The organism is Planctomicrobium limosum (assembly GCF_051465645.1).
GTDB lineage: Bacteria > Planctomycetota > Planctomycetia > Planctomycetales > Planctomycetaceae > Planctomicrobium.
This window is the reverse complement of sequence record NZ_CP195790.1, coordinates 3,534,556-3,549,361: the sequence shown is the minus strand read 5'-3', so window position 1 is coordinate 3,549,361 and position 14,806 is coordinate 3,534,556. Positions and strand designations below refer to the sequence as shown.

Below are 14,806 nucleotides of genomic sequence, written 5' to 3'. Positions count from 1 at the left end.
CTTTGATTTTGCTCCCCAGATTTTGCTTCTTGATTTGCTCCCCTGCCTCCGCTCTGCCTCGCTTCCCGCCTTGTTTTGATTTGAATTGTCAGGTGTTTCATGTGGATTGTCCGTCTTGCCCTGCAACGTCCCTACACCTTTGTGGTGATGGCATTATTGATTGCCATTATGGGAACGGTGACGGCGATCCGGATGCCAACAGATATCTTCCCGGAAATTGATATTCCGGTGGTGGCTGTTGTCTGGGTCTACTCCGGAATGTCTCCAGACGACATGGAAACCAGAATCGTCGGGAACTTTGAGCGTGTTCTGGTTTCGACTGTCAGTAACGTCAAGTACATCGAAAGCCAGTCGCTCAACGGCATTGCCATCGTCAAGATATTTTTACAGCCGGGGTCCGATGTCAACGAGGCTCTATCGCAAACCGTCTCGACGGGGCAAACCGTCATGCGCAGTATGCCTGCCGGGATGCCTCCTCCAAACATCATGCGTTACAGCGCGTCGAACGTCCCCATCGTGCAACTTTCACTGGGGGGCGAAGGGTTAACGGAACAGCAGTTATTCGACTTGGCGACTACGCAGTTGCGGCCCGGCATGGCGAGCGTTCCTGGGGCGAAAGTGCCGTATCCGTACGGCGGAACTCTCCGTCAGGTGATGATCGACATCGACCCTGAGAAACTGTTCGCTTGGAAGCTTTCTGCAAACGATGTTTCAACGGCGGTGAATTCTCAAAATCTGGTACTGCCGACCGGGACGGCCAAGATCGGGGCACAGGAGTACAACGTTCGCGTCATCAGCAGCCCTGAGAAGTTGCAGGAAATTGCTGACCTCCCGATTCGAACGGTTGAAGGTCGAACAATCTATGTGCGCGATGTCGCGACCGTGCGAGACGGGTCTCCGCCTCAGACGAACATTGTGAAAGTCAACGGTCAGCGTGGTGTGTTGCAGCCGATTTACAAGGCGGGAGCATCGACATTGCAGATCGTGGCAGGGGTCCGGGAACGTCTCCCCTACCTGCTCTCGACCATGCCTGAAGAGTTGGAGATGGTGCTTCTTTCCGATCAGTCTGTCTTCGTTCGGGCAGCATTGGAGGGGGTCGTCGTCGAAGCCGGGATCGCGTCCCTATTGACCGCGACAATGATTCTGCTGTTCCTCGGATCGTGGCGCAGCACGCTGGTGGTGATCATCTCGATCCCGTTGTCGATTCTGGTTTCGATCATTGTCCTCGACTTTCTTGGTCATTCGCTCAACGTCATGACATTGGGAGGAATGGCGCTTGCCGTCGGAATTCTGGTTGATGATGCCACGGTGGAAATCGAGAACATCCACCGCAACCTGCATATGAAAAAGACGCTGGTGCGAGCGATCCTTGATGGTGCCGAGCAGATTGCTGTTCCGGCATTCGTCGCAACAACTGCGATTTGTATCGTGTTCGTGCCTGTTGCGTTCATCACAGGGGCGGCGAAATCGCTTTTCGTCCCGCTGGCTCTGGCCGTGGTCTTCGCAATGATGACCAGTTACTTCCTGAGCCGAACACTCGTTCCGACGATGACTCAGTATCTGTTGAAGTCAGAGGTGGAACTTTATGGCGGGAAGTCAGAAGACGCCGATCGGCGGCCTGTCAAGAAAGACATCGCCTGGCGGATTCACGAAGCCTTCAATCGTCAGTTCGAGAAATTCAAACATGTCTACGGGGTCTGTCTGGCCTGGGCACTGGGACATCGGGGCCTGTTTGCGACCGCATTCTTCTGTTTCGTCGTTGTCTCCAGCAGTCTCTATCCGCTCATTGGGCGCGACTTCTTCCCGAACGTCGATTCAGGTCAGATGAGGCTGCATGTTCGCGCACCTGCAGGAACAAGGATCGAAGAGACCGAACGCTATTTCAGCCGCGTCGCGTCACGCATTCGTGAGATGATTCCGGAAGAGGAACTCGTCTCGATTGTCGAGAACATGGGAATTCCGAACAGCGGTATCAATCTGGCGATGAGCGATGGCTCTTTGATGTCTGCCGCGGACGGAGAGGTTTTAATCAGTCTCAGCAAGCACCATGCTCCGACTGCTGGGTACATCGAGTTGATCCGCGATTCGTTGAATGAAGAGTTTCCGGAACTCACGTTCTTCTTTCAGCCGCCAGATATTACGACTCAGATTTTGAACTTCGGACTTCCTGCCCCGATTGATGTTCAGTTGGTCGGGCCGCGGCGCAATATGATGGCGAACTATGAGATCGCCAAAAAGCTGCGGGAGGAAATCTCGCAGATCCCCGGCGCCGTCGACGTCTATGTTCATCAGGTACCACTCACTCCACGAATCGAAGTGCAAAGTGATCGTACCTTGATGAGCCAGCTCGGCCTGTCACAGCGGCAAATGGCGAGCGACTTGCTGGTGTCTCTGGCCTCGACAGCAACCGCTGCTCCAAGTTACTGGCTCGATCCACGAAACGGAGTGCAATACACCGTCGCTGTGCAGACTCCTCAGGTGAAGATGGACTCGGTTGATGCCCTGTTCAATACACCAGTGACACCTGCCGATGCGACGTCGCCACAGCTGCTCGGGAACCTTGTCGATGTGAAAAGGGGAGTCGGGCCCACGAACGTAACTCACTACAACATTGCAGTCAGTTTCGACGTGCTCGCCGGAGTTCACGGAACGGACCTCGCCCGAGTCTCGGATGAGATTTACAAGATTGTGGAGAGATACCGCCCTGATCTTCCGCGAGGGACCAGTATCACCGTTCGTGGACAGGTCGAAAGTATGAACAGTTCCTTCAGTGGACTCGCGTTCGGTTTGATCTTTGCTGTAGTCCTCGTCTATCTGCTGATGGTGGTGAACTTCCAGTCATGGACAGATCCGTTCATTATTCTGATGGCACTTCCCGGTGCGGTCAGCGGAATTCTGTGGATGCTGTTTTTGACCGGAACGACAATTAACGTCCCTTCTCTGATGGGGGCAATCATGTGCATCGGGGTTGCCACTGCGAACTCGATTTTGCTTGTGACCTTTGCGAATGACCAGAGAAAACTGGGCCAGTCCGCATTAGACGCTGCATGGGCAGCGGGTGTCACTCGGCTTCGTCCGGTCTTGATGACTGCATTGGCGATGGTGATCGGCATGCTTCCAATGGCGATCGGAATCGGCGAAGGGGGCGAGCAGAATGCTCCTCTCGGTCGAGCAGTGATTGGGGGATTGACCTTGGCCACTGTGACCACATTGTTCTTTGTTCCGATCGTTTACACCGTCCTGCGTAAAAAGGCTCCCTTCACTTCCTCCCACCTGGAGTCTCAGACGGCATGACCACAACTCAACTTCCCTCCTCCGGTCAATCAACTGCAGACTCATCCCAGCCTTTGAGTGTCACTATGTCTTCGATTCAGACTCCAGCAACTTCAGGGGAATATCACGACCCAGATGATGCTGGTGCCCGCCCGCCAACTCCAAAACCTGGAGTTCTCAAAACAACACTTCTGCTGTTGCTGGGAATCGGTGCGGTCGGAGGAGCGTATCGTCTCGGATGGGGGCCGTATCAGGAAAAACTGAATAAGATCGAAGAGCGCGCCGAACGTATTCGGAATGCGGTTCCGCAGGTTCAGGTGGTCCGCGTTCGATTAGCGCCTGCTCAGACGGAGACAACGTTGCCCGGCGATGTTCAGGCAATTGAAGAGACGACCGTCTATGCCCGAACGACTGGTTATCTGAAACGCTGGCTCGTGGATATTGGCGATGAAGTTGAAGCCGGTCAGTTGCTTGCCGAAATCGACGCCCCGGAAGTGGACCAGCAGTTGCGGCAGGCTCAGGCGGAGCTGGGACAGCTGAAGGCCAAATTGAAAACCGCTACGGCCGCCTCGGTGCTTGCGAGTGCGACGTACGACCGATATTCCAATCTGGTGCGGTCTCAGTCGATCACTCCTCAGGAGTTCGATGAGAAACTGGCGAGCCGGGATACGACTGCTGCTGCTGTTGATGCCGCGATGGCTGACGTAACAGCAGGGGAAGCCAATGTTCAGCGATTAACGGAATTGCAATCCTTCTCCAAGGTCTATGCTCCGTTCTCTGGGACAATTACACGACGTTCAATTGACCTTGGACAGCTTGTCACGACCGGAACGAATAACGCTCAACCGCTGTTTCAGATTTCAAAAACGGATCCTGTGCGTGTCTTTGTCCACGTTCCTCAAATTTACGCACCGGGGGTGAAAGTTGGCCTGAACGCGGATTTGATTGTCCGTGAATATCCCGGCAAACAGTTCTCCGGAGAAGTCTCTCGGACCTCTCGTGCAATTGATCCTGGGACACGGACATTGCTGACGGAAATTCATGTTCCCAACCCGGGAAACCTGTTGCTGACGGGGTCCTATGTGCGGGTGAAGTTGAACATTACACGCCAGTCTCCGCCGATTGTCGTCCCGGCATCCGCTGTGATCGTGAACGCAGATGGTTCTTATGTGGCCACCGTTACGGAATCAAATCACATTCACCTGTACCCTGTTGAGGTCGAAGGGACACTCGGTTCTGACGTCGGTCTTGCTTCTGGTCCACCGAACGATTCGATCATCGTCAGTAATCCGGGGGACCGTTTGAAAGAAGGGCAGCTTGTTCAGATCAACATGACAGAAAAGGCGGTCGTGTCTGGGAAATCCGCCCCGGCAGGTTCAACGCAAACTGCGAAGAAATAGTCGGAGTTATCTCCGCCTGCGAAGCTCTTCTCTTGAGATGAAGTGCGGCGATATGGTCGACCGGAGCGAGCTGTTCGATTTACGAGAGTTGATTCAAAACGGCAGCGAGTGACTTTTCAATCAGTGACTGGATTCGCTTCCAGTCGCTGGCCTCCCCGAGAGGATATTGTTGATTGACCTCCAACTCGATTCCGGCGTAGCTCTGATCGGGAAAGAGTTCTCGCAGGGACGTTGTGAACCCGTCAGACGTGCCTCGATAGGGTAAGTTGAAGTGGACTTTTAACTCAGGAGCGAGCCGCTTGAGTTCGCGCTTCCACTGAGTGCAGACCGCGGTTTCGAATGATCTGGCGGGATCAAAGAGCAGTCCGATTTGAGTTCGCCGGACCTTTCCGTTCATCACTGGTGTGAAGGAATGGACGGAAACATGGACCGTTGGTTCGGCGGCGACCTGCCCCTTCAGTTCGTTGATCACGCTCTCGCGGTACGGGCGATAAATGGTGTCGATCAATTGCTCGCGTGTCTCTGCCGGAAGCTGCCGACTGAACTCTGAAAACAATCGCGGGTGATCGAGCGAACGGTTCAGCTCAATCAGCAACCGAGATCGTGTTTCGCAGAACAGCGGTGCTTCAAATGCTCGCGAAAGACGTCGGGCGAGAACCAGTGCGCCGGGGTCATGTCCACGATGAGTTTGAAGCACATTGCGAGCGTCTTTGAACCAGTGGCGATATTCCTTCGGGATCAGATTCCCACCGTGTTCACACGTCAGCACCAGCATTCTGGCTCACTCCAGCAAGACATCCAATGTCAGCTCTACAGAGACATTTTCGCAACGACAACGGAGAACGAACCTGATCACTCGAATTAAGGTTGAGGCCATCTCTGGTCGACGCGAAACGATTCACCGGTTGCCAGGCAGTCCGCGAGCTTGCGATAGACTTTCTCGATCGACTCGCGATCTTCTTTTCCGTCCAACGCTTTGAGAATTCGAGTCGCGAGACACCCTTGATTCAGGATGACTGCGAGTGATCGTCCGTAGTTCTCGCGGAACGATGGATCGAGTCGGCTGACGGCGTCGTACAGGTGCATCCAGAGTTGCGAAAGTTTCACAGGGCCACGCAGAATCCCGAAGTGTCTCAGGATTTCTGGATCAGAGATGTACGCGGATTCCCCTTCTTCAATCGTTGCAAGCAGGATGGGCTCGAGATCATCGATCGAGACGGACTGCTGTTCTTCACAGGATGACCAGGCCTCGGATACGAGTATCTTGAGGACGCCAATGGTGAGTGCGGCAATGGCGATGTCGGCGCTGGGGCATTCCTGAACATCGATGACACGGATCTCAATTGCTCCCCGACTGAATCGGGCAATTGCTCCGCGGGCATTCAAAAACTCGTTTCGCAAAATTCCGTCCGGGTCCAGCGGCTCGATGTCGCGGTACATCGGCTGGAAGATTTCGCGGTCATAGCTCTCATAGTCATAGACCTGTTCGGGGATGACGCGACCAGAGATGGAAGCGACTCCCTTGGCATTATTTCTGTAGACGTCGAGCCGCGAGTCTTTCAGTCCCGTCGTCTCACCATCTTTGAGTGGAGAGCTTGCGGCAATGGCGGGGAGCAATGGGAGAATCAGTCGAACCGCAGCATGGAGCCGCCCGAACTCTTCGTCGCCATTGAACGGAAGGTTGATATGCATGCTCTGGAGATTGGCCCAACCGTGCCCGCGACAGTCAAAGATCTTGTTGAAGGTTTCGTAAACGTCATGGTACTCGTGCGGCCAGAGCTGCATTTCTTTGTCGGGATTCATCCAGGGATGCATCGCCGACGGGAGCAACCGCGCATGGGAGGATTGTAACTGAGAATTGATTGTCTGAACGTTGGATTGAAACTCGGCGGCCAGAAGAGACAAATCTTGCGCAGGGCCGTTGGTTTTCAGCTCGATGACGTGGTGTGTCAATTCGTTGGACCAGCAGATCGGTCCGTTCTCGATGTCCGAGATCGGGGCACCCTGCTCATCTTTCAGCACATGATCGGAGATTGGTCGAACATCGAATGATTCCGAGTCGACGATCATGTACTCAAGTTCAATTCCGAATGCTTCGAAGAGGTGCAGCGACATGAATTGACATTCAGTTAAATACACGAGTTGCAAACATAACTCAGGTCGAAGTGCTGAAGACAGCACGACCCGATGTTGATCCAGACGAAAACAAACAGGCAGATGGCATGCAACGCCATCTGCCTGCAGCTTGACATTGATCCGACTCTTATCGAGTTGATAAGCCGGATTTCTGTTGTTCGATGCGTTTCAGGAACGATTCCATCACACGGCGATAGAGCTCGTCGCGAAGGATTTCGTCCTCGCATCCGGCGTCCATGTTGGGATTGTCGTTCACTTCAATCAAGTAGAAGTTTCCGTCGGACTCTTTGACGTCGACACCGTACAGTCCGTCGCCGATCAGGTTTGCGGCTTTCAGTGCGATCTGAACTGCCTTCCGCGGAGCAAGCTCGACAGGCAACGTCTTGAAGTTACCGTACCGGTCATCACCCTGTTTCGACCAGTGAATGATCTGCCAGTGTCCGGGAGCCATGAAGTACTGGCAGGCGAACAACGGACGTTGATCAAGAATCCCGATTCGCCAGTCGAAAGTGGTTGGAAGGAACTGCTGAGCAACCAGCAATTCTGACTGTGCGAAGAAGTCCTTCAGACGCATCTGAAGATCTTCTTCGTTTTGAACCTTAACCACACCTTGCGAGAAGGAGCTGTCCGGCTTTTTCAAAACGCACGGGTAGCCCAGTATCTCTGAAATTTCGTGGACGTTATCGCGATGGACCACGAGTGATTTCGGAGTCGGGATTTTGTGACGTTCCATCAACTCCTGCAGATACACTTTGTTCGTGCAGCGAGCAATCGAGACCGGGTCGTCGATGACGACGAGTCCTTCGTTCGCAGCACGTCTGGCAAACCGATAAGTGTAATGGTTGATGCCTGTGGTCTGCCGGATGAAGAGCGCGTCGTATTCCATGAGGCGACCGTAGTCGTCTCGCGTAATCAACTCGCAGTTCAGTCCGAGTTGTTCACCTGCTTTGATGAACTTCTTCAAGGCCCCTTCGTTCGATGGTGACGCTTCGGTTTCTTCCGGATCGTGAAGAATTGCGAGGTCGAATCGGGTACGTTTCTGTTTTGGTCGGGAAGTCGCTCCGCCTGCGAAGTGCTTCTCGGCCGACTCAATCATAAACGCCAGATGTGCTTCCGGAACATCGTTCATTCCGAGAGCTTTGACGCTGCGGATCTGCCAGTTGGACATGTTCTTTACGAATCGAAACCGCAAAAGCGGAATCTGAAACATGTTGAACAGCTGTCGACTCAGGCGTTCATAGCGTTTGGCCATGTTGCGGCCAAAATAAATGCTGAGTTCGAATTCTTCTGAATGAATTGGCCCCAGCGATTTCTGAATCAGATCGTCCAGTTCGTCTCCAACGAAACGAATCATGGACGGCGTTTTCAGGTCCTGCAATGCAATCACACCAGGCATCGGGCGATGTCCACGAGCCTCGGCAAGCAGCGAGACATAATATCCGGTGCTTTGGTAACGGAGTGATTTGCAGAGGTTATAAAGCTTGACGTTTCGGCGGCTGGCAAACTCTTCGTCTGTGACATACCTCCATGCGTCAACAATTTCCACGTTTGGAATTTCTTCCGGCCAGTCAGTGACATTATCTGTCACGATCATTGCGGGCATGCCGCTCAACTCCCTTGATATGATTTTTAGGACGTACGATCAGCAGGTTCGCGTCGTACGTCACAATGCCCAGCATAATGGCAGAAAACACGCGGTCGATGTCAACAGCGTATTGTCGGTCTTTAGTGAAGGGATTTGCTTCTAATGGATCTGCAACCAGGACCGTACGTCGGTCCGGGTCATAACCGCAAAGCACCACAAAGTGTCCGGCCGGATATCCTCGGACATCGTCGGCCAGCGTTGTCTTCCCCGGAGGGGGATTTTCAGGACAGTACTCCCGCATCTCTCCGTAGAGAAATGTGGCACTCAGCCCTGTCAGTACAGGAATATCCCGTTTCAGATACCGACGGATGAGATCAATCGTCAGCACTTCCATTTTCAACTTGCCGCCTAATTGAAGAAACTCAATGTAGGCATGCGTTGACGTCTGCAGGCGAGGATGCTGTTTCGCTTCTAATTGTGCTGTCAATCGCTCAGCGAGATTGACCTCTCTTCCAGGGCGAAACCAGGTGGGATCAAACACCTGCAGGTTGTATGTGTAAAGTGTGACATCGTAACCGCGCCGCAATGCGTCTGAACCTAGAAAGACTGCGAGCGTCCCTCCCTGTTCAAGCTGTCCGACGTTTTGAATGACATCGTCCAGTGGAATGAAGTTGCCGAAATAACGATACACCGCGTGCAGGCATGTTGGGCCGCAAGTCGTGTCGTTTGGCTGAGGGAGAATGTCGAGTCGGAGGCGGTTCATCCGGTCATCCGTGCAGAACTCATGTCGCGAATCTTATTCGGAAGAGCCGCATCTGACAAAGGGCGCAATTCATGATTTCGAATGGAATTTTCTCCATCTTGCATCATACCAGCGATGCGCCAAGTTGATTCGACAGAAATCAGAACCCGAAATGAGCCATTTTCCGAGCCGAATACTTTGGAGAACAACTTCCCGTTAACGAGAGACCGGCATCGTCTCCCCGGACCTGTCGAGTCCGACACATCTTGCGGGAAATTCAAGGATTTCTTACTGTCAGACGCGCCCAGCGGTTCTGAGTCCGTCCCGTCAACACGCCCGAAACCACTTCTTGAAGCGGGATGTGGAGACCGGAACGTATTGAGAATCACTTCGAACTGTAATAATGTTGTTAGCTTTTGACATGAGACGGTCACCAGTAGATTTGCGCGTCATCACCGCAGTTTGCAACCACCGTTAAGGGGCCAGATTGATTGAGTTCATTTTGGGATTGGAACCCAAAGAACTGCTCGGGGTGACACGGAGGATGCTTTGAACACGATTCAAACCAATTTCATTCCCGGTCTGGTCCTAGGTGTCGGGCTCGGTCTGATGCTGGGGCACGTCACTGTCTGGAAGTCTTCTCAGCCTGCACTCTCCAAAGTTCAGGTTCAAAGTTCGGCGTTTCCAAAGCTTGAACCGCTGCTTTACAAGACATCACTCTATCCAACACCTGTGGATGGGGTTCGACTCAACGACGCACTCGATGAACTGGAGCTGTTTTCGCAGGGATCGCCGCTTCAGAACGCAATTGCTGTCACCACATCAAGTGAACCTGTCTCGCCATTGACGCCGGTTGCGACTCCGGACGTAAAGCTGGTTGCCCAACTGCCTCAATCTGCTGTTGATTCGCCGGATTCTCCGTTCGCGCCACAGCCGCTTCCACAGAGTAAGAGCCTTGTTCCGATTGAGACAAAGTCGGGCGGGGACGAACAGATGATTCGAGAAATCATCGAAATTGAGCTCGCTCACCTCCCTCCAGAGAAACGACGGGCATGGTATGAGTCATTGAAAAATGAGAGGAAGGAAGACGCTGTCGGCATCCTGAAGATGTGGAAGCTGGTCGGCGGTCCCTCTCCAGATGCGATTCCTTTGGGGCCGGAAGTACTCGGCCCGGGAACGCTTCCACCAATGGGAGCTCCAGGAGTTCAACCTTTAATGGAGCCAGCTCCGCTGCATCCGGTCTCGCCGGCGATTGATGACGGTTTGATCAATGCGAAGCAGTTGATCCACAAAGAGAATCTCCGTTTTAGAGACACGCCTGGTTATCTCCCGTTGATTCCTTATTGGTTGTCCTCCCGATTGGAAGGCTCTAAAGGCGAGCTTCAGGTCAAGTCACGTCCGCATTTCAAGGCATTGTCGCAAACTCAGACCTCATTTCCATTTGACCTGGCAATTGACGGTGCGGGATTCTTCACGGTCAAAAGTAAAAGTGGGGAATTGTTCTATACCAGAAACGGCCAGTTCCGACTCAACAAAGAGCGAAAGCTCTCGCTCAATGTCGGTGGAGAAGAGTTCGTGCTGACTCCGGAAGTGACGATTCCAAAATCAGAAGGTGGCGTTCTGATCGGAGTCGCTGGGCATGTCACGACACAGAAATCAACGGAAAAGTCGGAACGGTCTGAACAGGATATCATTGGCAGAGTCATTGTGGTGCTGCCTTGGAGTTCCTCTGAACTGGTCCATCGTGGCAATGGTTTATTTCAGATCGAGAATGAATTTTCTGATTCGCCTGTCCCAGAACACATGATGCCATGGGACATCGAAACTCGCATCAAGCAAGGCTCACTTGAGATTCCTTCAATCAACTACAAGTATGAAGAGGCTTGCTCTGTCGAGCGCTGAGTCCTTTCTGCTTCTTTGAAGACGAGTGTTGGCTCGCAATAAAGAATTGGGTTTTGAAGTGAAGTTCGCTGGTTGATAGACCAGATTGGCGACGGTTCATAAGATGGGGCGGCTCGCATTTCCGATGGCGGAATTCAATGCCTCGGTTGCCGAAACCAGATTCAGAACCAAATAGAACACCGGATCAAGCTGATGCCCATTGAGCACATTTTCGGAGACGCCCCTCGTAGCCACCTGCCATTCAGCCCAGCAGTGAAGGCTGGCCCCTTTGTCTATGTCTCAGGTCAGGCATCTGTCGACGACACGGGAAAAATCGTTCCAGGGACATTCGAAGAAGAATTCCGTCGTTCAATCGCTAACATCGAACGAGTTTTGGCTCAAGCTGGTCTGACTCTGAAAGACGTCGTGAAAGTGATGTCTTACGTCGACAGTTCAGAAAACCTCGCCGAGTACAACCGCCTGTATCGCGAAGTGTTCCCAGAGCCATTCCCGGCACGCACCACGGTCGTCAACTGCCTCACCGGCGTTGGCATCAAGTACGAAGTCGACGTCGTTGCTTATAAAGACTAGACCGGTTCGGTCAGCATATGACCGCGTTTGATTTTCAGGGACGCCTTTCGGCTTCGAGAGGCGTCCCTTTTTCGTTTCTTTGAGGTGTCTGTCAGTTCGGTTTTTGAGAACAGTGAGGACTTGGGAGACACATCTTGGAGTGAACGACTGAACAGACTATGCTGAGTCCAAGACACGGAAGTCTTCTTCTCCGGCCACGGAATGAGTGCTGTCTGCTCAATGAAGTCGCCGTGCGATTGCGTTTGCCATCCGCGAGAACTGGTCGACTGCGTGTCAGGCTCGCCCCATCACTTACGAAATTGCTCTCATGATTCGCAAAATCACAGGCCGACTCGCCGGAGTAGAACTTCAGGAAGTCTTCATTGAAGTCGGCGGACTGGAATATGAAGTCCTCATTCCAGAATGTGTTCGCCGGCAGCTGCAGTCGCAGGTTGGAGAGACGGTTTCTCTGTTTACAATTGAATATCTCGACGGGAACCCACAAAAGGGGCGACTGACTCCCCGTATCGTCGGGTTCCTGCATCAGGCTGAAAAGCAGTTCTTTGAACTGGTCTGTCAGGTCGACGGTGTCGGCGTGAAGAAGGCGTTGCAGGCCATGGTTCGCCCAGTCAGCGACATTGCGACAGCCATCGAAGAACAGGACATTCGCTTTCTGGCGACCTTGCCGGGAGTCGGACCAGCCGTTGCTGAACGAATCGTTGCCAAGTTGCGACGGAAGATGGCCCGGTTTGCTTTGATGGTCGATGCAGGGGCACCACCTGAGCTGGTCGCCGCGAACTCGGTGACGAACGAAGCCTACGAAGCGTTGCTGGCGCTCGGGCACTCGGCAATCGACGCTCGCGAGAAAATTGAACAGGCATCCGAGAACACCAAAGGGAAATTCAAATCTGTTGAGGATTTGTTGCAGGAGATTTATCGCCAGCAACGCCCTGGTAAATAAGTACGACAAGTCTCTACAGGTCATTGGCCGCTTTGTTGTGGCCGATGCGAAGAACTGTTTCTGTGTTGTTAGCCCCGGAAGAATCCTGTGATCAGTGCCGCTCACAACCCGGATGATGACCGTTCAAGCGTCCCGCAGGAGACACCTCCCGTTCGTGTGCGTTCGTCTCCACTGGGAAAGTGGATCGTCGCTGGAATGCTGCTCTTCGGGTTCAGTATCGTGGGAGCACTGTGGCTCTACTGGGACAGTTACACCCGACCGTTCCGCCCCCTTCAAGCGGCGATCAGGGCACAGTATCCCGAGACGCATCCGTATGTGGTCGGTGGTCGTGTTAAAAGTCATCTCAACAATTCTCCCAACACACTGAGAATTGTGCTGCAGCAATCGTTGAAAGACTTCAATCCTGAAGAGGATGAAAAGGCAAGTCTGACACGCGCGATTGAACTCTATCGGATCGCGCAGCAACATCAGGATTTGAGCCAATATATGGATCTGGAAATCCATCTGGTCCAGCGCGTCCCGGAGCAACCTCCGAGACAGTGGTCGCTGAAACTTCCACTGAAAGACTGGGCCGATCTTACGACTCCGAAGTAGAGCGCTGATCGAACGTCAGTAGATCGAGATCAACCTCTCAGGAGACACGCAGGCGATCGGGACAGGAAATAGAAAAAGGCTCGAACAAATTGTGGTTTGTTCGAGCCTTTTGATGTTCAGTGAAAATCTGCACGTGCGAATCTGGAGCAGCCTATGAGGATTCGAATTGCTCTTAAAGCGGCGATTCGCTTCTTGGGTAGGAGCCAAGGATTTCCATCCGCACGGCTTTCTTCTCAAGGATCTGCATCGCTTTTTTGATGCGTGCGTCTTTGACGTGACCTTCAAAATCGAGGAAGAACAGGTAGCCGGTTTCCGGCCCACGCAGAGGGAACGACTCGATCCAGGTCAGGTTGATCTTGTTGTTCTTGAATGCCGTCAGTGCGTCTGACAGAGAACCTGGTGTGTGCGGAATCTGCAACAGCAATGCAGTGCGGTCCTGACCGGTTTCCGTGGTCTCGTGATCGCCGATGATGGCAAATCGGGTCACATTGTGCGCATTGTCTTCGATTGTTTCGGCAATGATATCGAGACTGTACTGCACGGCGGCCTGACGGCTGGCAATCGCTGCTGCGCCCGGCTTCTGTTGGGCCAGTGCTGCTGCGGTCGATGTGCTGGTCACATCGTAGATCTTTGCCTGTGGCATGTTTCGTGCGAGCCAGTCGCGGCACTGTGACAACGCCTGTGGCTTGCTGTAGATTTCGGTGATCTCGCTGCGAGGCGAACGTGAGAGCAGATTGTGGTGCACCGCCATCTGTACTTCACCGCAAATCCGCAGCGGAAGTCTGGTGAACATGTCGAGTGTGTCGACAATGCGTCCGTCGGTGCTGTTCTCGATGGGAACAATTCCGAATTCGGCGTGACCTTTGTTGACCTCTTCAAACACAGCCGCAATCGAATTGACCGGGACGAGATCGGCGGTCTTTCCGAATCGTTCCAATGCTGCGAGATGAGTGAAGCTGAATTGCGGGCCGAGGTAAGCGACTCGCGCTGACTTCACACGAGAGCGTGACGCGCACATGAGTTCGCGGAAGACACTTCGCAAGACTTCTTTGGGAACTTCTCCCTGATTGACAACCTCAAGTTCTTCCCACAGGTCTTGTTCAACCTTGGGATCAAACCAGAGTTCGCGTCGATCACCGGATTCTTGAAGAAGTTGGACTCCGTAGCGAACGCGATCTTTCAGGAGTTGGACCATTTGACGGTCGATCACCTTCAATCGCTCTGCAGGAGAAGCACTCGGTTTTTTGCGAGTCACTGCTTTCGGAGAAGAAGCAGGTTTATCTTTCCGCTGAGCACGAGCTTGTGCAGCCGGGCGGGTAGCCTTCTTTTTTGCCATGAGACCGTGGTCTTTTCTGCGGAAGAAGTAATGAGCCGAAGGGGCCGCCGCTCCATGACCAATCAATTGGGTTCATCTCGATCGACGTCGCAAATGCTGGCGAGCGTTCTGTCATCCTGCTAACCCTTGTCCCTGCAAGATGTTGGATTCATGTTGTAAAGAGAATTCGCGTGATTGTCAAGGAGCGCCTGATGTGTCCCGGGGAATTCATCTGTTGTGACGACGAATTTCAAGAATTGCCGTGAAAGCCACGACACTCTTCGGATTTGGAGATTTTCCGGTTATTTGTGATTGACCACGCCAATCTGACCTCCGTACACTTATGAGT

Annotated in this window: 11 protein-coding genes; 6 read left to right on the top strand and 5 right to left on the bottom strand. The window is 53.1% G+C overall.

The genetic code is table 11. The features are described 5' to 3' along the window. Positions 1-99: 99 nt before the first annotated feature. Entirely contained in the window at positions 100-3,294 is a 3,195-nt protein-coding gene (locus tag SH527x_RS13465; protein ID WP_437191196.1) for an efflux RND transporter permease subunit, read from the top strand. Positions 3,295-3,359: 65 nt separating this feature from the next. Beyond that, positions 3,360-4,673, top strand: coding sequence for an efflux RND transporter periplasmic adaptor subunit (locus tag SH527x_RS13460; RefSeq protein WP_437191195.1), 1,314 nt, complete (start codon positions 3,360-3,362; stop codon positions 4,671-4,673). A 79-nt stretch (positions 4,674-4,752) separates the two neighbouring features. Here SH527x_RS13460 and SH527x_RS13455 read toward each other — a convergent pair whose 3' ends face one another. The 4 genes from SH527x_RS13455 to SH527x_RS13440 form a co-directional block, all read right to left on the bottom strand. After that, the gene (locus SH527x_RS13455; RefSeq protein ID WP_437191194.1) at positions 4,753-5,448 is read right to left on the bottom strand and encodes an N-formylglutamate amidohydrolase; all 696 of its coding nucleotides are present in this window, start codon (positions 5,446-5,448) and stop codon (positions 4,753-4,755) included. Between the two features lie 86 nt (positions 5,449-5,534). After that, positions 5,535-6,788 carry a carboxylate-amine ligase gene (locus tag SH527x_RS13450; RefSeq protein WP_437191193.1) on the bottom strand — a complete coding sequence of 418 codons (1,254 nt, stop codon included), beginning with the start codon at positions 6,786-6,788 and terminating at the stop codon, positions 5,535-5,537. 148 nt (positions 6,789-6,936) lie between these two features. Next, entirely contained in the window at positions 6,937-8,412 is a 1,476-nt protein-coding gene (locus SH527x_RS13445; RefSeq protein ID WP_437191192.1) for a RimK family protein, read from the bottom strand. Next, the gene (locus tag SH527x_RS13440; RefSeq protein ID WP_437191191.1) at positions 8,387-9,157 is read right to left on the bottom strand and encodes a C39 family peptidase; all 771 of its coding nucleotides are present in this window, start codon (positions 9,155-9,157) and stop codon (positions 8,387-8,389) included. The genes SH527x_RS13445 and SH527x_RS13440 overlap by 26 nt, the downstream gene beginning before the upstream one ends. A 528-nt stretch (positions 9,158-9,685) precedes the next feature. On the opposite strand from SH527x_RS13440, the gene SH527x_RS13435 reads away from it, so the two are divergent. The 4 genes from SH527x_RS13435 to SH527x_RS13420 all read left to right on the top strand — a co-directional run bounded on the left by SH527x_RS13435 (position 9,686) and on the right by SH527x_RS13420 (position 13,142). Beyond that, positions 9,686-11,038 (top strand): hypothetical protein, encoded by a 1,353-nt coding sequence (locus SH527x_RS13435; protein WP_437191190.1) that lies wholly within the window; start codon positions 9,686-9,688, stop codon positions 11,036-11,038. Positions 11,039-11,230: 192 nt separating this feature from the next. After that, entirely contained in the window at positions 11,231-11,608 is a 378-nt protein-coding gene (locus SH527x_RS13430; protein ID WP_437191189.1) for a RidA family protein, read from the top strand. Between the two features lie 307 nt (positions 11,609-11,915). Beyond that, positions 11,916-12,548, top strand: a complete 633-nt coding sequence (ruvA, locus tag SH527x_RS13425; RefSeq protein WP_437191188.1) for a Holliday junction branch migration protein RuvA — start codon at positions 11,916-11,918, stop codon at positions 12,546-12,548. Between the two features lie 87 nt (positions 12,549-12,635). Next, entirely contained in the window at positions 12,636-13,142 is a 507-nt protein-coding gene (locus SH527x_RS13420; RefSeq protein WP_437191187.1) for a hypothetical protein, read from the top strand. Between the two features lie 172 nt (positions 13,143-13,314). Here the strand turns inward: SH527x_RS13420 and pheA are convergent, their stop codons facing one another. Then, positions 13,315-14,478: a prephenate dehydratase gene (gene pheA / locus SH527x_RS13415; RefSeq protein ID WP_437191186.1), complete on the bottom strand. Its 1,164-nt coding sequence runs from the start codon at positions 14,476-14,478 to the stop codon at positions 13,315-13,317. Positions 14,479-14,806: the final 328 nt, after the last annotated feature.

Excerpts from the sequence above, each read along its gene's own strand:
- SH527x_RS13460 (WP_437191195.1), top strand. The coding sequence starts at position 3,360 with ATGTCTTCGATTCAGACTCCAGCAACTTCAGGGGAATATCACGACCCA.
- SH527x_RS13465 (WP_437191196.1), top strand. The coding sequence starts at position 100 with ATGTGGATTGTCCGTCTTGCCCTGCAACGTCCCTACACCTTTGTGGTG.
- SH527x_RS13445 (WP_437191192.1), bottom strand. The coding sequence starts at position 8,412 with ATGCCCGCAATGATCGTGACAGATAATGTCACTGACTGGCCGGAAGAA.
- SH527x_RS13440 (WP_437191191.1), bottom strand. The coding sequence starts at position 9,157 with ATGAACCGCCTCCGACTCGACATTCTCCCTCAGCCAAACGACACGACT.
- SH527x_RS13450 (WP_437191193.1), bottom strand. The coding sequence starts at position 6,788 with ATGTCGCTGCACCTCTTCGAAGCATTCGGAATTGAACTTGAGTACATG.
- SH527x_RS13455 (WP_437191194.1), bottom strand. The coding sequence starts at position 5,448 with ATGCTGGTGCTGACGTGTGAACACGGTGGGAATCTGATCCCGAAGGAA.
- ruvA (WP_437191188.1), top strand. The coding sequence starts at position 11,916 with ATGATTCGCAAAATCACAGGCCGACTCGCCGGAGTAGAACTTCAGGAA.
- pheA (WP_437191186.1), bottom strand. The coding sequence starts at position 14,478 with ATGGCAAAAAAGAAGGCTACCCGCCCGGCTGCACAAGCTCGTGCTCAG.
- SH527x_RS13430 (WP_437191189.1), top strand. The coding sequence starts at position 11,231 with ATGCCCATTGAGCACATTTTCGGAGACGCCCCTCGTAGCCACCTGCCA.